Consider the following 18,756-nt stretch of genomic DNA (forward strand, 5'->3'; position numbering starts at 1 on the left):
AGCGCAGCGGCATGGTTTGCGTGGGTGCGCAGGCGGCGTATTGTGGCCAGAAGCGCTGGGAGGAAACCCAGCCGGAAGCGGCAGCCGCCTTGCTGGCGCTGGCGGAAGCACATAGCCAGCAAGACCCGACATTCCGCAGCAGCATCGCCTACACCCGCCTGACGGCGGCGGAAGCCATCCGGCAGTTACAGGCCATGGGTTTCAGCGGTGGACAAGTGCCCGCCCCCAGCACCATGGCGCGGATACTCAACCGGAATGGCTACCGCCTGCGCAAGGTGGAGAAAGCCAAGCCGCAAAAAAAATTCCAGAAACCGACGCCATCTTCGCCAATATCCAGGCCAACGATGGGCAGTTTGCCGATGGGGCGGTCAAACGCCTGAGCATGGACTGCAAGGCGACCGTCAACATCGGTGACTACTCACGGGGCGGGAAAACACGGGGTGACAATAAAGCCGCTGACCATGAGATGGGCTGCAAAGAGAAATACATCCCTTTTGGCGTACTGGATGAGGACAGTGGGCAGGTTTACCTGACCTTCGGCAGTTCCAGCAAAACCAGTGACTTCATCGTGGATTCCCTGTGCCGGGTATGGGAACAGATGCCTTCTGCTGACAAGGACGCCTGCCAGTGCATCCAGATCAAAGCGGACAATGGCCCGGAAAGCAGCGGGATCAGGACGCAATTCCTCAAGCGCATGGTGGAATTCGCCAACCATACCGGTAAGACAGTCCACCTGCTGTACTACCCGCCTTACCACAGCAAGTACAACCCGATTGAACGCTGCTGGGGGATTCTGGAACAACACTGGAACGGCACCCAGCTCAAGGATGCCGAAACCCTGCTGGAATGGGCAAAAACCATGACCTGGAAAGGCATCAACCCCATGGTCGAATTCAGTCGCAAGGTTTATGAGAAGGGTGTGACCCTCAGCAAAAAAGCTATGGAGGCTGTTGAGGCGAGGCTGGAAAGAAATGCTGCTTTACCAAAATGGGACATTCTGATTCGCCCTGTTTTTGGGTAATGTCTTTGAGGTAAATCACCTTAGTGCCCTTGACGAAGAACCAGCCTTTGTACCAGAAGATGTAAATCATGGTAACAAGGATACCAGACAGCATACCGGCAATAGCACCTGAGCTGTTAATGCGCTTGGAGAAGATACCCATCATCAGAGCCGGGAAGATGGACGCTGCTGCCAGACCGAACGCCAATGCTACTACCTGTGCTGCAAACCCTGGTGGGTTCAGGCCCATGTAGCCAGCGACCAGAATCGCAACGGACATGGTGATACGGGAAGCCAACAGTTCGTTCTTCTCGGAGATGCGAGGGTTGATGATACTCTTGATCAGGTCATGAGAGATGGAAGAAGCGATAGCCAGCAGCAGGCCAGCAGCAGTAGACAGCGCCGCAGCGATACCACCGGCAGCAACCAGGGCGATTACCCAGTTAGGCAGTTGTGCGATTTCAGGGTTGGCAAGAACCATGATGTCGTTGTCAACCTTGGTGACTTCGTTGCCTTTCCAGCCAGCAGCAGCGAATTTGCCATCCATCAGGCCATCGTGCTTCTTCTGTGCTTCGTCAACTTTCGTTTGGGCAGCAGCTACATCGCCACCTTCTTTTTCGGCAGTTGCCAGCGCAGCTTTGGCTTCGGCCAGGCCACCATCGCTGTAGTACTGGATTTTGCCGTCACCGTTGGCATCAGCCATCACCAGCAGCTGGGTTTTTTCCCAGGTTTTCATCCACTGGGGACGTGCCTCATAGGCCAGTTCGCCTTCAGGAGTGTTAACAGTGTTCATCAGATTCAGACGAGCCATTGCGCCTACAGCAGGAGCAACGGTGTACAGCAGTGCGATGAATACCAGTGCCCAACCAGCGGAAGAACGTGCGTCACGTACTTTCGGTACAGTGAAGAAACGGATGATAACGTGTGGCAGGCCAGCAGTACCGATCATCAGCGTCATGGTCAACAGGAAAGTGTTGATCATTGGCGCGTTGGCGGTAGTGTAAGCCTTGAAGCCGAGGTCAGTTACAACTGCATCCAGCTTGTCCAGCAGGTACATGCCGCTACCGTCAGACAGGGTAGAGCCTAGGCCCAGCTGCGGGATTGGGTTGCCGGTCAGGTTAAAGGAGATGAACATGGCAGGCACGGTGTAAGCCAAGATCAGAACAACGTACTGCGCGATTTGGGTATAAGTGATACCTTTCATACCACCCAATACAGCGTACACGAATACGATTGCCATACCGATGTAAAGGCCAGTATCTACGGAAACTTCCAGGAAGCGGGAGAAGGTTACACCAACGCCCTTCATTTGGCCGATTACATAGGTCAGGGAGATGACGATCAGACAGATGACACCTACGATACGTGCAGTCTGGGAGTAGTACCGGTCACCGATGAATTCAGGAACCGTGAACTTGCCAAACTTGCGCAGGTATGGAGCCAGCAGCATCGCCATCAGTACGTAACCGCCCGTCCAGCCCATCAGGTAGGCAGAAGCGTCGTAGCCCTTGAATGCGATGATACCCGCCATGGAGATAAAGGACGCAGCCGACATCCAGTCAGCGGCTGTTGCCATACCGTTGGCAACAGGATGAACGCCGCCACCGGCAACGTAGAATTCGCCAGTTGAGCCCGCACGCGCCCAAATGGCAATGCCGAAGTACAGAGCAAAGCTCAGACCGACGACGATATAAGTCCAGAGTTGAAGTTCAGTCATTTGCTTCCCCCATCAATCTTCATGAACGTCGAATTCGCGGTCGAGCTTGCCCATGCGCCAGGCATAGAAGAAGATCAACGCGACGAATACATAAATAGAACCTTGCTGGGCGAACCAGAAGCCGAGTTTGTAACCACCAAGGTGAATACCATTCAGCGGACCAGCGAACAAAATGCCAGCCCCGAAGGACACGACAAACCAGATAACCAGGCAAAGGATGAGCAAGCGAACATTCGCCGCCCAGTATGCCTGTGCAGATTTTGACAACATAATTAAGACTCCTCCGTTGTTGCACAAACGCACCGAGTTTAGCGTGAATGTAAATGGAATGTAAATTGGCAAAGCGGCGAATTTTATGGATTGCCCAACATTTTGTAGATATTTGTGCGCTGCTGTAAGGGAATATTAGGGATTTCTGACCTTGTTTACCATAATATTGTCGACAATATGCCATTCCAGTATAGAGGAGAGATACGTCTGGGTTTGGTTGTGGTGTGGTAAAAAAGCAATGGAATATGCCCCTAAGCCACAATGATTCGAATGCACCAATATAGGGCATTACAATGCCTGTCTGTTATAATTTAACTGCGAATATTGTACAAGTTGTTGATAAGTTGAAGTGATTTTGAGTGGCATTAATATTGCAATGTTCCCGCCATGAAAAATGTGAACATGAAAAGAAGCGAATTGCTGGAGATCCTGACCTGCTCCATTCTGGTGCTGGACAGCGATTTGCATGTTGTTTACATGAACCAGTCGGCGGAAATGTTGCTGGGGCAAAGCCAGCAGCGCGTCGGTGGTTTGCCGGTAGGGCAGTTCCTGCGCAGCAATGGTGTGCATGAGAGCCTGGAAATTGCACTACAACAGGGCGACCCGCAATCCATCCGCGAATGCCCGGTGGAATTGGCCTCTGGTGAGCAGATCACCATTGATTGCGTGGTGACGCCGCTTTCCCAGCATGGTTTTAAGAACCAGTTGCTGCTGGAAGTGCATCGCATTGACCGCAAGCTGCGCATTGTGCGTGAGGAACAGGCAATCCACCAGCAGCAGGCTGTACATGAACTGGTGCGCGGCATTGCCCACGAGATCAAAAACCCACTGGGTGGCTTGCGTGGTGCTGCCCAGTTGCTGGAAAGCGAACTGGAAAACCCTGAGCTGAAAGAATACACCCAGATCATCATTTCCGAGGCCGACCGCCTGAAACATTTGGTTGATGGTATGTTGGGGCCAAGTCACTTGCCGCACACCGAATCTGTGAATATCCATGAGGTGCTGGAACATGTGAGGCATCTGGTCAGCTCGGACGTTTCTTCCAATGTCAGCTTTGTGCGTGATTATGACCCCAGCCTGCCCGAATTCCAGGGTGACCGGAACCAGTTGGTGCAAGTGGTGCTGAATATTGTCAGTAACGCGGTCAAGGTGCTGGGTGATGGCGGCGTGGTCGAGTTGCGTACCCGCATCCTGCGCCAGTTCACCATCCATCAGACCCGTTACCGGCATGTGCTGAAAATCGAAATTTGTGACAATGGCCCGGGTGTACCAGAACACTTGCGGGACAAGCTATTCCTGCCTATGGTCAGTGGCCATCCGGGTGGCAGTGGCCTTGGCTTGGCCATTGCGCAATCCCTGGTACGCCGCCATAACGGCCTGATCCACTGTGAATCCGTACCGGGTCACACTTGTTTTTCCATCCTGATTCCACTGGAGTGAACATGGCTCACACTGAAAACATCTGGGTCGCTGATGATGACCGCTCTATCCGTTGGGTGCTGGAACGCGCCTTGCAGAAAGCCGACATCGGTGTGCGCAGTTTCGAGTCTGCCGACCAGGTGATTGCTGCTCTGCGCACCCAGCAGCCAGATGCGCTCCTGACCGACATCCGGATGCCCGGTACTGATGGCCTGCACTTGCTGGAACGGATGCAGCGCGAATACCCGGATGTTCCGGTCATCATCATGACGGCGCATTCCGATCTGGAAAGCGCCGTTTCTGCCTATCAGGGTGGGGCGTTTGAATACCTGCCCAAGCCGTTTGATGTCAACGAAGCTGTGGAGCTGGTGCGGCGTGCCTGCAAATCACGCCATGAAAAAGAACACGGCGAAATTGCCGAAGCCGCCATTGAGCTGCTGGGCGGGCGCGACATTATTGGCCATGCGCCAGCCATGCAGGAAGTGTTCCGTGCCATCGGGCGGCTGTCCAAGTCCAGCATCACCGTGCTGATCACGGGCGAATCCGGTACTGGTAAGGAGCTGGTGGCCAAGGCGTTGCATACCCACAGCCCGCGTTCCAACAAGCCATTCATTGCGCTGAATACCGCCGCCATTCCACGCGAGCTGCTGGAGTCGGAACTGTTTGGGCACGAAAAAGGTGCATTCACCGGCGCGTATGCACAACGCAAAGGGCGTTTCGAACAAGCCGATGGCGGCTCCCTGTTTTTGGATGAAATTGGTGACATGCCTGCGGAATTGCAAACCCGATTGCTGCGGGTGTTGGCAGAGGGCACGTTCTACCGCGTAGGCGGGCATACGCCGGTGCGGGTGGATGTGCGCATCATCGCAGCTACCCACCAGCATCTGGAAGATCTGGTCAACAAGGGCGCATTCCGCGAAGACTTGTTCCACCGCCTCAACGTCATCCGCATCCACAATCCGCCATTGAGGGAACGGCGCGAAGACATCCCGTTGCTGCTCAACCATTTCCTGCGCCGTGCCGCCGAGGAGTTGCAGGTGGAGGCCAAATCCCTGTCGGTGAAAGTGACGGAATATCTGCAAACCCTGCCGTGGCCGGGCAACGTGCGCCAACTGGAAAACACTTGCCGCTGGCTGACCGTGATGGCCTCCGGGCGTGAAATTGTCATGGATGATCTGCCTGCCGAGCTGCTGGAAAGCGACAGTGGCAAGCCGGAAATTCCGGACAACTGGGAAAAGGCGCTGGCGCAGTTCGCTGATTACAAGCTCAGTCGGGGAGCCAGCAACCTGTTGACCGAACTCAACCCCATTTTTGAGCGTATCCTGCTGCAAGCCGCGCTGAAAAAGACCGGTGGGCGCAAGATTGAAGCTGCCGACCTGCTCGGGTGGGGGCGCAATACCCTCACCCGCAAGCTCAAGGAACTGGAGATTGAGGAGGGTTGAGGAGGGCAGCCTGATTTTTGGGTATGGCTTCCTCGAACCCGCAGAAATCGCCGGAACATGCCTGCATGTGTACCAGCTTGTCGGTCAGGTAGCGGCTTTCAAAACCGGCATAGCGCAGCGCCAGTGCATCCAGCATGGCGATGTCGATCGTATCGAAACTCATGCTGTTGAGCATCTGGCGGGTGACGTAGCCCTTGCTTGAATCCCAGGCATTAAAAAAGGTGCGGAACCGGTCTTGTCCGCTGAAATCCGTCGCCTCGAAATGGGCGGCAACATCGCCGGGTATATGGTCGCCAAAGGCCAGCACAATGGTGCGTTCGGGCAGTTTTTGCAGTTGGGTGAGGAGTTTTTCATAGGCTTTGACTGACAGTTGTAGGCGTTTGCTATAGTCCAGCATGATTGAGCATTGTTTGCCGGAAAGCCCGGGTTTGCAGCGGCGAGGGTCGGGTTTCAGCTTTTTGTCATGCGGCGAGTGTTGGCGCATGGTGGCAATGAAGGTGAATAGCGGTTGCTCGTTGAGTTTCACCTGTTTGAGGGCTTCGTCGAAAAAGATTTCGTCCGGCATCTGGTTCCATTTGCGTTTGTCACACTCTGGCATGGCCTTGCAGTCGATGAACTCCTGAATGCCCAATTGCTCGTGAAAACGTTGGCCGCCGTAAAATCGCCCGGCGATCGGGTAAATGGTTTTGGTTTTGTAGCCTTGTTCCGTCAGTTGGTGGGCGATCCGTCCATCCAAGCGCCCGGGGGCAAACAGGTTAATGGTTTTCCAGCCATTGCCGTACAGGGGTGGGGCAACGCCATGCAGGAACGCAATTTCTTGTACCCAGGTGGAGCCTCCTGCCGTATGTACCTTGAGCGGATAGGCATCCTGGAAAAACCGGCCGGTTGGCTTGAAGCCCACTATTTGTTCAGGGTGAAAGGTGGATTCTTCCAGGATCACAATAATATTGGGTTTTTGGTTGGGTGCGTGGGTAAAGGTTTCCGCTTGCCGGTCGGCTTTGAAACAGCAATAGCTGCTGTCATGGGCGTGTTGGGGTTCTTCCAGTTGGGTGCGCCAGATACTTTGCACGAAAACGGGCAGGGTATTTTTGTACTGGGATGTCCATTGTAGGTCAACGTAAAATGTGGGTAGGTTCAGGGTTACCAGTAGGGCGACACTGCCACCAAGGCCGAAAGCTGTCAGCCTGCGGGTCTGAGGGCTGGGTTTTTCCAGCAGGAAAACGATGATCAACAATAACAGGTAACCCATTATCAGCAAGGTGGGGGTTAGCCCCATTTCCAGCAAGGTTTCTGGGCTGAGCGCGGCTACCACCAGATCGGGTGCGACCAGTTGTGACCCCAGGAACTGGTATTTGATGGCGGCTCCTGCCCATAAGCCAGCAATGACGGTTGACGCCAGCCCAACGGCAAACCAGACCCTGCACCCCAGTAATGCGGTGCTGCTGAACAAGGTTACCCATACCAGTACTGTGTACAGGTGGTTATAAATAAACCCGCCGATGCCCGCGCTGCCATGCTCCATGAGCAAAACATAGGGCATGAACAGGGTAATGGGTAGGGCGATCAGGGCGGGGATGTGTTTTCGCCAGCGTGACAACATGGTTATTCCAATCAGAAATTGCGTGGTACAGAATAACCAGTTTGTCATCAATTTGTAACATTGGTTGCATTACGCCTGTCTTATTTTTGCAACATATCTCCAATGACCTGACGCAGTGGACGGCTGCCCACACTGGCATCAGGTTGCAGAGCGGCATCCAGCGCTAGCTCCCAGATCATGATTCCCCCCAAACCTTGCTGGCGGGCGAAGCTGATTTTGGCCTTGATTGCACGTGCATCATTGAAATTACAGAACATGTCATCCGCAGAGTTGGCAGCATCCACGCCAAACCAGGCCATTTGCGCGGTTTCATCCCACTGGTAGTGTGCGGGTATGCGGTTTTGCATATGCATTTCTGCATAGCTGCGCTTGAAATAGGTTGGCGCTACCCGCCAAGGGGTGCGTGGCTGCGTGATGCCTTCGCCGGGGGTAGTTTCACCACCCTGCCAGCAGGCAACGTCGAAACTGATGCCCAACCCCAGCTTATGGCGTGGGACGCCAGTCTCCACGAATGCATTGACCCAGTTTTCGATGGAAGGGACTTGGTGGCTGAAGCCGGGGAACACCAGCCCGCCATTTTGCAAAGGGCTGTCAAACCAGGGAATCCAGCCCTCATGGGGTTGGGCCATGTCGTAGGCCATCAGGTTGATCTGGTCAAATTTGTTAGCCAGCTGCGCTATGATGTGGCGGTCGCGCAGGGTTGTGGCGGCGGTTAGTAAGGGTGGGCGACCCAATAGTGGGCTGATGCGGGTTTGCAAGGCAGCATGCAGTTCGTGGATGAATGCCCTGAAGTCGGGGTTGTCACGGTTTTCATCCAGCGTGACCGGCTCCATGTCAATGTCCACGCCGTCGTAGCCATCCTCATCCAGCATTTGCAGGATATTGCGGATAAGCGCTTGGCGCGTGCCAGCCTGGATGGCGGGGCTGAACAGGTCGTGGTGTGCTGCGATGACCAGTAGGATGGGGCGTTGGTTGGTGTGTGCGGTTTGCACAGCCTGATGGCGGCTTTCCGGCAGGTAATTGTTGGTGGTGGTGTCGAGCGTCCCGTCAGGGTGGGGTATGGCCGAGGCATGGGCAATATGGGTCAGCATGGCGTAGTCTTCTGCACCGAGGAAAGGTATCTCGCGCCCGTTATGGCGGTAGGCGGGCAGGTAACCTGTGACCCATTGGGTTTGTTGGTTCGTGTGCAGTGGTTTGGGTGTTATACGGTGATTGGAATAAAACCAAAGTGCGATGAATGTTAGCGTCACAGTGATGACGGTGCTGGCGACTAACAGCTTGCGTGTGTGGTGGTGGGTGGGGTTATGCATGGCAAGTGATTTTGCCAAAAAGAAAACGCCCCGGTAAGGGGGCATTTTCCGTCAGCATGGCAATCCGCAGATTAGCAGCTGTAGTACATGTCAAACTCAACCGGGTGAGTGGTCATGCGGATGCGGGTCACTTCTTCCATCTTCAGGGCAATATAAGCGTCAATCATGTCGTTGGTGAAGACACCGCCCGCCGTCAGGAAGTCGCGGTCTTTGTCCAGCTCTTCCAGCGCCATGTCCAGAGAGTGGCAAACTTTTGGGATCAGCTTGTCTTCTTCGGGTGGCAGGTCGTACAGGTCTTTGTCCATGGATTCGCCTGGGTGGATTTTGTTCTGGATGCCATCCAGACCTGCCATCAACATGGCGGCGAATGCCAGGTATGGGTTGGCAGTCGGATCAGGGAAGCGCACTTCGATACGGCGGCCTTTCGGGCTGCTAACGAACGGGATGCGGATGGAAGCGGAACGGTTACGCGCAGAGTATGCCAGCATGACCGGTGCTTCGAAGCCAGGCACCAGACGCTTGTAAGAGTTGGTGGAGGCATTGCAGAAAGCGTTCAGGGCTTTGGCGTGCTTGATGATACCGCCGATGTAGTACAGTGCCATTTCAGACAGGCCAGCGTAGCCGTCGCCCGCGAACATGTTTTCACCGCCTTTGGCGATGGACTGGTGGACGTGCATACCGGAGCCGTTGTCACCTACGATAGGCTTGGGCATGAAGGTAACGGTCTTGCCGTACTGGTGGGCAACGTTGTGGGTAACATACTTTTGCTTTTGTACCCAGTCAGCGCGCTCAACCAGTGTGGAGAAGCGGGTGCCGATTTCGCACTGGCCAGCAGTGGCCACTTCGTGGTGATGTACTTCGACCGGAACACCCATTTCTTCCATGATGTTACACATGGTGGAACGGATGTCGTGCAGGGAGTCAACCGGTGGTACAGGGAAATAGCCACCCTTGACGCCAGGGCGGTGACCCATGTTGCCATCAGGGTAGACTTTTTCGGTATTCCAGCCAGCTTCTTCAGAGTCGATCTTGACGAATGTGCCGCTCATGTTGGTGCCCCAACGCACATCGTCAAAGATGAAGAATTCAGGTTCTGGGCCGAAGAAGGCAACATCACCGATGCCGGTGGATTTCAGGTATTCTTCTGCGCGGCGGGCGATGGAGCGCGGGTCACGCTCGTAGCCTTCCATGGTGGCAGGCTCGATAATGTCGCAGGTGATGTTCATGGTCACATCCTGGAAGAATGGATCCATGGTGGCGGTGTTTGCATCCGGCATCAGGATCATGTCGGATTCGTTGATGCCTTTCCAGCCGGCGATGGAGGAGCCGTCAAACATTTTACCTTCAGTGAAAATGTCTTCGCCGAATTCGCTGACAGGAACGGTTACGTGCTGTTCCTTGCCCTTGGTGTCAGTGAAACGGAAGTCGACGTATTTTACGTCATTGTCTTTGATCATATTGAAAACGTCTTGTGCAGACATTGCTGGCCTCCAAATGAGTGTAAGAACTAAAAATAGGCTTAGGGTCGATGCAGCATGTTACGCAGAGTCGCAGAATCTGTAAATGGCCAAGCAGGGGCGAACTAGTGTTCACCCCTGCCAGTAGGCTTTATTTGATGAATAGCATTTCGCTGTATTTGGGCAGAGGCCACATCTCATCAGCAACCAGGGTTTCGAGTGTGTCAGCGTGTGCCCGTACTTCGTTCATTAAGCCGCGCACGGTGTCTGCCAAGAACGCCATGTGCTCTTGTACGTTAGCAAAATCATGTTTGGCGCGGGCTTCACCCAGTTTGCCAACTGCGGCCATCATCGCATTGGCTTCTGTTGCCACCGATTGCGCCACGCTGTTATCCAGGGAGATGCCCAGATCCTGCAAGTTGCCGGTGGTTGCGGACAGTTCGGAGAGGTAAGTCACCGCTGCCGGGTAGATCATGGTAGTTGCCATGTTGACGACCAGCTTGGCTTCTACGTCAATGCTGTTGATGTATTGTTCCGCATAGACTTCAAAGCGGCTGTGCAGCTCGACCGGCGTCAGGACGCCAGTGCGCTCGAACAGGCCGGCAATTTCCGGGCTTAACAGTTCAGGCAATGCGTCGGCAGAGGTTGGCAGGTTTTTCAGGCCGCGCTCTTCGACAGCGGCTTTGTGCCATTCTGGCGAATAACCGTTGCCGCCGAAGACAACATTGCCGTGCTGTTCCATCACCACTTTCAAGACTGCCAGGGTGGCGGTAGCAACGTCTTTGCCGCTCTTGAGTTCAGCTTCCAGCTTGTCGGCAATCCAGTCCAGGGAATCTGCCAGCATGGTGTTCATGGCGATCAGCGGGCCGGATACGGATTGTGAAGAGCCAACGGCGCGGAACTCGAAGCGGTTGCCGGTGAATGCGAACGGGGAAGTGCGGTTACGGTCGCCGGGGTCGCGCTCAAAGTGCAGGATTTGGGATAACCCCAGATCCATCTTGCCACCTTTTTCAGTCTTGAGGATTTTGCCTGCCTTGATGTCATTGAAGACTTTTTCGAGCTGGTCGCCGAGGTAAACCGACAGGATCGCTGGAGGTGCTTCATTCGCCCCCAGGCGGTGGTCGTTAGAGGCGGACGCGATAACGGCACGCAGCAGTGGGCCAAATTGGTGCACGCCACGGATAACCGCACCGCAGAATGCCAGGAAGTGCAGGTTTTCTTCCGGCGTATGGCCGGGGTCAAGCAGATTGCCCTGGGTGCTGTTGCCGACAGACCAATTGACGTGTTTGCCGGAACCGTTGACGCCCGCGAACGGCTTTTCATGCAACATGCACAGGAAACCGTGGGCTTTGGCGGTCATTTTCATCACGGTCATCAGCAATTGCTGGTGATCGGCGGCGACGTTGGCGGATTCAAAGTAAGGGGCAACTTCAAACTGGCCAGGCGCCACTTCGTTGTGGTGCGTTTTGGCCGGAATGCCGAGGCGGTAGAGCTTGTCTTCGAGGTCTTGCATGAAAACTTGCACGCGCTCGGGGATTGCGCCGAAGTAATGGTCGTCGAATTGCTGGCCTTTGGCAGGTGGCGCGCCAAACAGGGTGCGGCCAGCCAGCAGGATGTCGGGGCGGGCGGTGGCGAAGGTTTCGTCGATCAGGAAGTATTCCTGTTCCGCGCCGCAGCTGGAGTTGAGGGTGGCGACCTCGGTTTCGCCCATCAGCTTCAGCACGCGCTGGGCAGCCTTGTTCATGGCTGCGTTGGAGCGCAGCAGGGGGATTTTTTTGTCAAGCGCTTCGCCCGTCCAGGACAGGAACACGCACGGGATCATCAGGGTTGCGCCATTGGGCGTGTGCATGATGTAGGCAGGGCTGGTTGGATCCCACGCGGTATAACCGCGCGCTGCATTGGTCATGCGCAGGCTGCCGTTCGGGAAAGAGGAACCGTCCGGTTCGCCCTTGATCAGCAGGCTGCCGCTGAAGTCAGTGATGGCATTGCCTTCCGGGCTGGTGATGATGAAGCCATCATGCTTTTCAGCCGTGGCATTGGTCATCGGGTAGAAGATATGCGAGAAGAATTTCGCGCCTTTGGCCATCGCCCATTCTTTCATGGCAGCAGCCACGACATCCGCCGTTGCCGGGTCGAGAGGTTCGCCAGTCTGGAAAGTTTTCTTCATGGACTTGAAAGCGGTTTTGGAGAGCTTTTCTTCCATGGTGGCCAGGTTGAAGACATCACAGGCCCAAATGGTGTTGAGTGGATCTGTTTTACCAAGATCCATTGGGGAACGTTGATTGATGGTATGGATTGCCTGGGAACGCGCCAGATTGCTGCTCATCTATTAACCTCATGATATTCATTAAAAGCAGAAGTCGGCGGCGCACTATGCCAATACGCAGCCGCAACAGAGTGAAAAGAAGCAATTTATGTGCCATCCTGGGCGATTAGATAGCCGCTTGAGATGCCCGCTGATTGAAAGGGATTGTTATCAGAAGGAGGCCAGCAACGCCCTACAGCAGAGCGTTTTAGATACTTTGGGCACTAACTTTGTGCATAAAGTTTATCTGCTGAATACATGTGATGGTTTTGCAGGCATTTTCAAAGTGTATGAGTGCTGCGCTGGGTGGTGCGCTGTCCAGGATGATTTCAAGCTGGATTTTACCTGCGATGTAATGCAGGTCGATGTCACGAATGTGTGGCCAGAGGCTGGCTGTGCCGGGAACCGCTTCCAGCGCATCCAGTAGCTCCTTGCGGGATGGCAGGTTTTGGCAGGGGTGGGCGGTTTCATCATCTTCGGGGTCGATGTGGATGATGACATCTTTAATGTCGGGAAAACGCTTGCGCAGGCGGTACATTACCTGATCGCTGATGAAATGGCCTTCCGAGACGCTGATGCGCCCGTTGACCTGCAAATGCGCGTCGGCCAGCACGTGCCCGCCCATGCGCCGGGTGCGTAGCAGGTGGACGTTTTCCACGCCCTCGATTTCGGCGATGAAGTCGTGGATTTCCTGCACCTCTTCCGGCGCGAGGCCGGTGTCAACCAGTTCGCTGGTGCTTTCCATGATCAATTGCCCGGCCATGTACAGGATCATCACGGCCACCACCATGGCTGCTAACGGGTCTAGCCAGGGGAAGCCGAATTGCGCGCCTGCAATGCCTACCAGTACCACGACGGAAGAAATCGCATCCGAGCGGTGATGCCACGCATTGGCTTTCAGCATGGGGGAGTGGATGCGTTTGGCTGTATGCATGGTGTAATGGTAAAGCGCTTCCTTGCCGATAATGGCGATGGCGGCAAAGGCGATGGCGATCGCCTGGGGTATGGGTAGGGGTGCGCCAGAAAATAGCCTGCCCCATGCCTGGAGGAAAATGGCGACTGCCACGCCCGCCAGCATCAGGCCCAGGATAACGGTTGCCAGCGTTTCAATACGCCCATGCCCGTAAGGATGGTTGTCATCCGCTTCCTGATGGGCGAGATGTGAAGCCAGCAGTACCACGAAATCACTGGCGAGATCCGAGAGTGAGTGGAAACCATCCGCAATCAGGGCTTGTGACTGGGTAAGGAAGCCACCGGCAATTTGCGCCAGTGATAGCACGGTATTGAGGGCTGCGCCTACCAGCGTTACCTTGCGGGTTGCTGCCTGGCGTTCTTCGCGGCTGATACGGGGTGTTTCCGGCAGTGTTTCGATGTGGTGTGTGTGATGATGGTGGGCGCTCATTCCACGTTTCCTGTTTGCAGCACAATGGTGTGTTCACGGCCTTCGCTGCGGGTTTCCAGCACGCGATGGCCGTGGATACGCGCCCAGGCAGGGATGTCATGCAACGCGCCGGGGTCAGTGCAGACAGCAGTGACCGTGACGCCCGCAGGCAGGTTTTCCACGGCTTCCTGCACGCGGATGACGGGCAGCGGGCACAACAGGCGGCGGGCATCCAGCATGATGTTTGCCGGGAGGGCCTGGTCTTCTGCGATGCGGTGCAGCAATTTGTCGCGGAATTCGGTCGGGTCTTTTTGCAAGATCATGTCTCCGTCACGCGGGTTCAAAACGGCGTCAAGCCGCGATAGCCAGAAGCGCAGGGCAGCGGCGCGCAGGGTGGCTTGCCAGTAGTGCTGCTCGACAGGCTCCCACGGGCGCACAGCCTGGTAAGCGCTGATGAGCGCCTGCAAGCGGGGAATGGCTAACGAACCATCCGGCTGGCAGCACCAGTCATTCACGACTACGGCCAGATCGTACAGCCAACTGCCGTTACAGGCAAAATACAGGTCGAGGATGCCGCTAAGTTGACCACCGTTGAACAATACATTGTCGCGGAACAGGTCGGCGTGGGTGATGCCTGTAGGCAGTTGGCCGAACGGGATGGTTTGCTGGTGGTTGAGTTCGGTGCGCAGCAGTTCTGCTTCGTCGCCAGCAAGCTGCGCCAGCACCTTGTTCCCCATCGCCATCCGCCACTCATGTCCCCGGTTTTGTGCGCGGTACAGCGGAAAACGCTGCCCACTGACGTGCATCTGCGCCAGTATTGTACCCAGCGCAGCGCACTGTTCCGGCGTAGGTGTTTCCAGATGGCTACCCGGTAAGCGCGCCACCAAGGCGGCAGGTTTGCCTTTCAGTGTGGCAAGCATACTGCCATCGTGCTGGTGTTGTGGGCAGGCAACTGGAATGCCCGCATCCGCCCAATGCTGCATCAGCGCCAGGAAATATTCGAGGTCTTCAGGGGAGTGCTGCTCAAACAGGGTGAGGACAAACGCCCCACCCGTGGTGGTCACGAAGTAATTGGTGTTTTCGACGCCTGCCTCAATGCCCGCGAAACCAAACAATTCGCCAACAGGATATTGGCGTAGGAATTCGGCAAGTTCTTCAGCACTGACAGGGGTATAAACCGACATTGGTTTACCAGGAAAACAGGTTCCAGCTGGGGATCATCATGTCGTTGTCCTGATGCGCATTCTGGCTTGTGCCCTGGGAAGCGGTGGAATCGACCAGGTTATAGCCTTCCGCGCTGCCGGTGGGCACATAGCGGATTTCGCTGCGCATGGCTGGCACACGTTCTTCCTCGATAACGCCCTGGCTGCCTTCGATGCGGATGGTTTCGACTTTCAGTTTGCCGCTGGGGCTGGCGTCGTCTTCTGCCCAGGCATGGCTGGCAGTCAGCATCGTCAGGCCCATTGTCAGCAGGATAATCTTTGTCATTGTTATAACTCCATGAATTTGGAACGCTCTTCTGCGGATGGGCCGGAGATGGCGCGTTCGTAGTAGGCGAAAATGTGTCCGACGATGGCGTCCGCTTCATCCAGCATGACGAACAGATCCAAGTCTTTGGGCGAGATTGTACCCTGTTTTACCAGCGTATTCCTGAACCATTCCACCAGCCCTTCCCAGAAAGGTGAGTGCACCAGAATGATGGGGATGCGGCGGGTTTTGGCGGTTTGCACCAAGGTGAGGATTTCCGCCAGTTCGTCCAGCGTGCCGAAGCCGCCGGGCATCACTACGTAGGCCGAGGCGTGTTTCACAAACATGACCTTGCGGGAGAAGAAATGGCGGAAATACAGGGAAATGTCCTGGTAGGCATTGCCGTGTTGCTCGTGCGGTAACTGGATGTTGAGGCCGATACTGGGCGATTTGCCTTGTTGCGCGCCTTTGTTGGCAGCCTCCATCAGGCCCGGGCCACCGCCGCTGACCACTGCGAAACCGGCATTTGAGAGTTTGTGGGCGATGTCTTCGGTTAACCGGTACAGTGGGTCGTCTGGCTTGGTGCGGGCGGAGCCGAAGATACTGACGGAGGGGCGGAGGTGGGCAAGCCGTTCAAAGCCATCCACGAATTCGCCCATGATCTGGAAAATTTTCCAGCTTTCACGGGTCAGTTCCTCGTCACTGATCGGTAGCAGGACGGGGTGGTTGGCGCGGGTTTTATCATCCATGGCGGGTTCCTGTTGTTATTATAAAAAACGTGCCGGTCAGCTGGTTTCGGCGGGTGTTTTGGCGCGGATCGTGAGGGCATGTAGCTGGCCGGAAGTAATGGCTGCGTTTAGGGCAGCATACACCAGTTGGTGGCGCTTGAGGGTGTTCAGCCCTTCAAACGCCGCACTGATGACATCAGCTTCGTACTTGTAGCCATCGCCGCTGATGCTGACTTGCGCATCCGGGATATGGCTTTGGATCATGGCGGCCACGCCATCGTTACTGATACTCATGAATGTCTCCGGGTAATACAAAGCAGGGGATTATACTATGTGTTTGCCGACAGCGCTTATTTTAGCGCGTATAATGTCAGCATTCGAGATCATGAGGACTTAAGACAATGCAAAACGTGAATGCCCATTTATTGGAACAGGTCAAGGATACCTGCCAGGAGTTCTGCGCTGCCCTGACGGATGACGAGGTTTCCAAGTTTGTCCGCTATACCCGAGTCCGGGAATTGGGGGCGCAAGAAGTGGTGGCGGACATCGGCGAAATCAGCGACCGTTTCTATTTGGTGATTGGTGGGGCAGTCAAACTGCTGCAAGTGGATGGTGAGCGTGAATTTGAGGTGGGTTCCATCGAGCCGGGCAGCTTGGTGGGCGAAATGTCTTTCTTTGACCGTCAGCCACGTACCGTGCGGCTGCGGGCGCGGCGCAGTGGTGTGCGCCTGCTGGAAATCAACCGGCAGATGTACAACCGTATCCGCATTGAAGAGCCGTATATTGCGACCAACCTGCTGGAGTTCGTGATCCGCAGCCTGGATTTCCTTATCCGCAATTTGAGCGATGAAAACGCCAAGCTGCACAAGCAGGTGACAGGGCTGGGTTACCGCTGATTCAGGCAAGCTGGCAGCTTTGTCAGGAAACGCCTGCCCATCCTGAAACGAGGTGGGCAATATCGTCAGCATGATCCAACGCATGTACTGACACAATGAATACTTCCAACCATTTTAATATTTCAGAAGAACTGACACAGGCCGTCTGGCGCTTCAATTTCCGGCCTGATTCCTACCTGCATCCCAGCTGGTTCAATACCATGCCGGAGGGGGGGGTTCTGCAAGGCTTGTTCTCGCAACACCATGGTGAAAGCCGTCTGGTACGGCACATGATGGAACGGCTGGGCTTACAGGACAGCGTATTTTTCGATTTCAGCAAGCCATTATCGCGCTTGGCGCTGTGGCGCGGGCAGGAACTTGAGCAACTGGTGCTGTATCTGGGGGCTGTTTTCCATTTCAAAATCCTGCGGCGGGTCGTGACCCGTGATGACATTACGCGCATTCAGGGCGTACTGGGGGATGACCTTTACCGTTTCCTGCAACAGCGGGCACCGGTGCTGACCCACAATGTGACGGTGGAAATTGGTTTCCCTGAGCACATGGGTCTGAAGAAACGCTTTGCATTGGCGGGGATGTTATGCCTGCACGCCGCTTTCGCGGGGTATCCGCCCGCCTTCTGGAAGCGGGTTATCTACAAATTGAACCGGGAATGGTACGTGCTGTGGAAACGTCATGCCAAACGTGGGCGCGAACTGGATGCCTTGGCGTCCGAATGCGCAGTCCTGGTGCAAAAAGTAGCGATTGAAATCAAGATGGGGGTTAGCCGCGATGGCAAGATTCTTTTCAATTAAGCCGGTTGAATCACAAATCCGTGCTGGTCAGCGTATTCTGAAAGCCAATGATTACGAACAGCTGGTTGATTACGAACGCCTGCTGTCTGACCTGGAGCAACACCACCGGCGACGTGAGGAAGTGGTTTCGGTCGCCCTGGGGAAGTCAATCAAGCGTGGGCTGGAACAGGGCCGGGAGCGCGCCAACCAGGAAGCGGCGGAGAAAATGGCTCTGTTTGGTGGGCGTGTTAGTGACACGCTCCATATGTTGGAAGGGGAGCTGGTTGAGCTGGTGATGGATGCCGTCCGCAAAGTCATTTATGGCATTGATGTGGAAGAGCGGGTGCGCCAGGCTGTTCGGGGTGGGCTGGAACTGGTGCGCGGCAGCCACAAGCTGGTGGTACGGGTACACCCCACCATGCAGGCAACGGTTTCCGAGCAACTGGACAACATACCCCACCGTTTCACCAGTCTGGAAGTGGTTGGTGATGATCAGGTGGCGGAAGACGGTTGCACCCTCGAATCCGACATCGGTATTGTCAACGCAGGGCTGGAACAACAAATCCAGGTTATTGAACAGTCTCTTCGGGCGAACTTTTTGCGCCCTGGAGCTTGATGATCTCTTTCAATTTTTCCAGTTTCAGGTTGGCTTCGCTGGATTGTTGCTGGGCAAGTTGTACCTGGGTTTCAGCCGTTTCCAGCCCTTTGAAATGCTCCTTCAGTTCAGCTTGCAAGCGTTCTTCCTGCTGGCGTAAGTCTTCCAGGGTTTTCTGATAATTAAATAAAGCCTGCGGTGCAAACGGCTGGTTTTTCAGGTTGGCGAACAGCGCTTCTTGGTGTTGCAGGCGCCAGTGGGCAAAATCAGTCAGTTCCTGTTGCTTTTGCCGGGTCAGCAATTCGTGCTCTGCCAAGATACGGCGTTGTTCCTGTAATTCGACAAAACGCTGTTCCATGCGGCGGGCGCGGATTTTTTTGAGTTGTTCAAGGCTCATGG

17 protein-coding genes and 1 pseudogene are annotated in these 18,756 nt (G+C 55.2%); 6 read left to right on the forward strand and 12 right to left on the reverse strand.

Annotation, left to right across the window (positions count from 1 at the left end; genetic code table 11):
* Positions 1–11 precede the first annotated feature (11 nt).
* Positions 12–1,021: pseudogene (locus tag THINI_RS24475) on the forward strand (ISAzo13 family transposase).
* Here the strand turns inward: THINI_RS24475 and THINI_RS16250 are convergent.
* Positions 939–2,717: a sodium:solute symporter family protein gene (locus tag THINI_RS16250; RefSeq protein WP_081485866.1), complete on the reverse strand. Its 1,779-nt coding sequence runs from the start codon at positions 2,715–2,717 to the stop codon at positions 939–941. The pseudogene THINI_RS24475 and the gene THINI_RS16250 overlap by 83 nt on opposite strands.
* 12 nt (positions 2,718–2,729) lie before the next feature.
* Positions 2,730–2,987 (reverse strand): DUF4212 domain-containing protein, encoded by a 258-nt coding sequence (locus THINI_RS16255; RefSeq protein WP_002709636.1) that lies wholly within the window; start codon positions 2,985–2,987, stop codon positions 2,730–2,732.
* Positions 2,988–3,389: 402 nt separating this feature from the next.
* On the opposite strand from THINI_RS16255, the gene glnL reads away from it, so the two are divergent.
* A complete protein-coding gene (gene glnL / locus THINI_RS16260) occupies positions 3,390–4,427 on the forward strand; it encodes a nitrogen regulation protein NR(II) (protein ID WP_040840959.1) in 1,038 nt (345 codons plus the stop codon).
* 2 nt (positions 4,428–4,429) lie between these two features.
* Complete coding sequence (ntrC, locus tag THINI_RS16265; RefSeq protein ID WP_002709638.1) at positions 4,430–5,848, forward strand: nitrogen regulation protein NR(I); 1,419 nt, start codon at positions 4,430–4,432, stop codon at positions 5,846–5,848.
* On the opposite strand, the gene THINI_RS16270 is transcribed toward ntrC, so the two are convergent.
* From THINI_RS16270 to THINI_RS16310, 9 genes are all read right to left on the reverse strand, one after another.
* The gene (locus tag THINI_RS16270) at positions 5,820–7,448 is read right to left on the reverse strand and encodes a sulfatase-like hydrolase/transferase (protein WP_002709639.1); all 1,629 of its coding nucleotides are present in this window, start codon (positions 7,446–7,448) and stop codon (positions 5,820–5,822) included. The genes ntrC and THINI_RS16270 overlap by 29 nt on opposite strands.
* Positions 7,449–7,528: 80 nt before the next feature.
* A complete protein-coding gene (locus THINI_RS16275) occupies positions 7,529–8,758 on the reverse strand; it encodes a glycosyl hydrolase family 18 protein (RefSeq protein WP_169314635.1) in 1,230 nt (409 codons plus the stop codon).
* 71 nt (positions 8,759–8,829) lie between these two features.
* Positions 8,830–10,239 carry a glutamate--ammonia ligase gene (glnA, locus tag THINI_RS16280; RefSeq protein WP_002709641.1) on the reverse strand — a complete coding sequence of 470 codons (1,410 nt, stop codon included), beginning with the start codon at positions 10,237–10,239 and terminating at the stop codon, positions 8,830–8,832.
* Between the two features lie 127 nt (positions 10,240–10,366).
* Positions 10,367–12,541 (reverse strand): glutamine synthetase III family protein, encoded by a 2,175-nt coding sequence (locus THINI_RS16285; protein WP_002709642.1) that lies wholly within the window; start codon positions 12,539–12,541, stop codon positions 10,367–10,369.
* A 187-nt stretch (positions 12,542–12,728) separates the two neighbouring features.
* Positions 12,729–13,922, reverse strand: a complete 1,194-nt coding sequence (locus tag THINI_RS16290; protein WP_002709643.1) for a cation diffusion facilitator family transporter — start codon at positions 13,920–13,922, stop codon at positions 12,729–12,731.
* Positions 13,919–15,085, reverse strand: coding sequence for a homoserine kinase (locus tag THINI_RS16295; RefSeq protein WP_002709644.1), 1,167 nt, complete (start codon positions 15,083–15,085; stop codon positions 13,919–13,921). Before THINI_RS16295 ends, THINI_RS16290 begins: the two co-directional genes overlap by 4 nt.
* Positions 15,086–15,089: 4 nt before the next feature.
* Positions 15,090–15,389: a hypothetical protein gene (locus THINI_RS16300; RefSeq protein WP_002709645.1), complete on the reverse strand. Its 300-nt coding sequence runs from the start codon at positions 15,387–15,389 to the stop codon at positions 15,090–15,092.
* A 2-nt stretch (positions 15,390–15,391) separates the two neighbouring features.
* Complete coding sequence (locus THINI_RS16305; protein WP_002709646.1) at positions 15,392–16,117, reverse strand: LOG family protein; 726 nt, start codon at positions 16,115–16,117, stop codon at positions 15,392–15,394.
* 36 nt (positions 16,118–16,153) lie between these two features.
* Positions 16,154–16,390, reverse strand: coding sequence for a BolA family protein (locus THINI_RS16310; protein WP_002709647.1), 237 nt, complete (start codon positions 16,388–16,390; stop codon positions 16,154–16,156).
* Between the two features lie 107 nt (positions 16,391–16,497).
* On the opposite strand from THINI_RS16310, the gene THINI_RS16315 reads away from it, so the two are divergent.
* The 3 genes from THINI_RS16315 to sctL all read left to right on the forward strand — a co-directional run bounded on the left by THINI_RS16315 (position 16,498) and on the right by sctL (position 18,378).
* A complete protein-coding gene (locus THINI_RS16315) occupies positions 16,498–16,992 on the forward strand; it encodes a Crp/Fnr family transcriptional regulator (protein WP_002709648.1) in 495 nt (164 codons plus the stop codon).
* Between the two features lie 95 nt (positions 16,993–17,087).
* Positions 17,088–17,783, forward strand: coding sequence for a SctK family type III secretion system sorting platform protein (locus THINI_RS16320; protein ID WP_002709649.1), 696 nt, complete (start codon positions 17,088–17,090; stop codon positions 17,781–17,783).
* Entirely contained in the window at positions 17,761–18,378 is a 618-nt protein-coding gene (gene sctL, locus THINI_RS16325) for a type III secretion system stator protein SctL (protein ID WP_002709650.1), read from the forward strand. Before THINI_RS16320 ends, sctL begins: the two co-directional genes overlap by 23 nt.
* Here sctL and sctO read toward each other — a convergent pair.
* Positions 18,332–18,754: a type III secretion system stalk subunit SctO gene (gene sctO / locus THINI_RS16330; protein WP_002709651.1), complete on the reverse strand. Its 423-nt coding sequence runs from the start codon at positions 18,752–18,754 to the stop codon at positions 18,332–18,334. The two genes, sctL and sctO, sit on opposite strands and share 47 nt — an antisense overlap.
* Positions 18,755–18,756: the final 2 nt, after the last annotated feature.

Source organism: Thiothrix nivea DSM 5205, from assembly GCF_000260135.1.
In the GTDB taxonomy this organism is placed as follows: domain Bacteria; phylum Pseudomonadota; class Gammaproteobacteria; order Thiotrichales; family Thiotrichaceae; genus Thiothrix; species Thiothrix nivea.

Excerpts from the sequence above, each read along its gene's own strand:
- THINI_RS16250 (WP_081485866.1), bottom strand. The coding sequence starts at position 2,717 with ATGACTGAACTTCAACTCTGGACTTATATCGTCGTCGGTCTGAGCTTT.
- THINI_RS16255 (WP_002709636.1), bottom strand. The coding sequence starts at position 2,987 with ATGTTGTCAAAATCTGCACAGGCATACTGGGCGGCGAATGTTCGCTTG.
- glnL (WP_040840959.1), top strand. The coding sequence starts at position 3,390 with ATGAAAAGAAGCGAATTGCTGGAGATCCTGACCTGCTCCATTCTGGTG.
- ntrC (WP_002709638.1), top strand. The coding sequence starts at position 4,430 with ATGGCTCACACTGAAAACATCTGGGTCGCTGATGATGACCGCTCTATC.
- THINI_RS16270 (WP_002709639.1), bottom strand. The coding sequence starts at position 7,448 with ATGTTGTCACGCTGGCGAAAACACATCCCCGCCCTGATCGCCCTACCC.
- THINI_RS16275 (WP_169314635.1), bottom strand. The coding sequence starts at position 8,758 with ATGCATAACCCCACCCACCACCACACACGCAAGCTGTTAGTCGCCAGC.
- glnA (WP_002709641.1), bottom strand. The coding sequence starts at position 10,239 with ATGTCTGCACAAGACGTTTTCAATATGATCAAAGACAATGACGTAAAA.
- THINI_RS16285 (WP_002709642.1), bottom strand. The coding sequence starts at position 12,541 with ATGAGCAGCAATCTGGCGCGTTCCCAGGCAATCCATACCATCAATCAA.
- THINI_RS16290 (WP_002709643.1), bottom strand. The coding sequence starts at position 13,922 with ATGAGCGCCCACCATCATCACACACACCACATCGAAACACTGCCGGAA.
- THINI_RS16295 (WP_002709644.1), bottom strand. The coding sequence starts at position 15,085 with ATGTCGGTTTATACCCCTGTCAGTGCTGAAGAACTTGCCGAATTCCTA.
- THINI_RS16300 (WP_002709645.1), bottom strand. The coding sequence starts at position 15,389 with ATGACAAAGATTATCCTGCTGACAATGGGCCTGACGATGCTGACTGCC.
- THINI_RS16305 (WP_002709646.1), bottom strand. The coding sequence starts at position 16,117 with ATGGATGATAAAACCCGCGCCAACCACCCCGTCCTGCTACCGATCAGT.
- THINI_RS16310 (WP_002709647.1), bottom strand. The coding sequence starts at position 16,390 with ATGAGTATCAGTAACGATGGCGTGGCCGCCATGATCCAAAGCCATATC.
- THINI_RS16315 (WP_002709648.1), top strand. The coding sequence starts at position 16,498 with ATGCAAAACGTGAATGCCCATTTATTGGAACAGGTCAAGGATACCTGC.
- THINI_RS16320 (WP_002709649.1), top strand. The coding sequence starts at position 17,088 with ATGAATACTTCCAACCATTTTAATATTTCAGAAGAACTGACACAGGCC.
- sctL (WP_002709650.1), top strand. The coding sequence starts at position 17,761 with ATGGCAAGATTCTTTTCAATTAAGCCGGTTGAATCACAAATCCGTGCT.
- sctO (WP_002709651.1), bottom strand. The coding sequence starts at position 18,754 with ATGAGCCTTGAACAACTCAAAAAAATCCGCGCCCGCCGCATGGAACAG.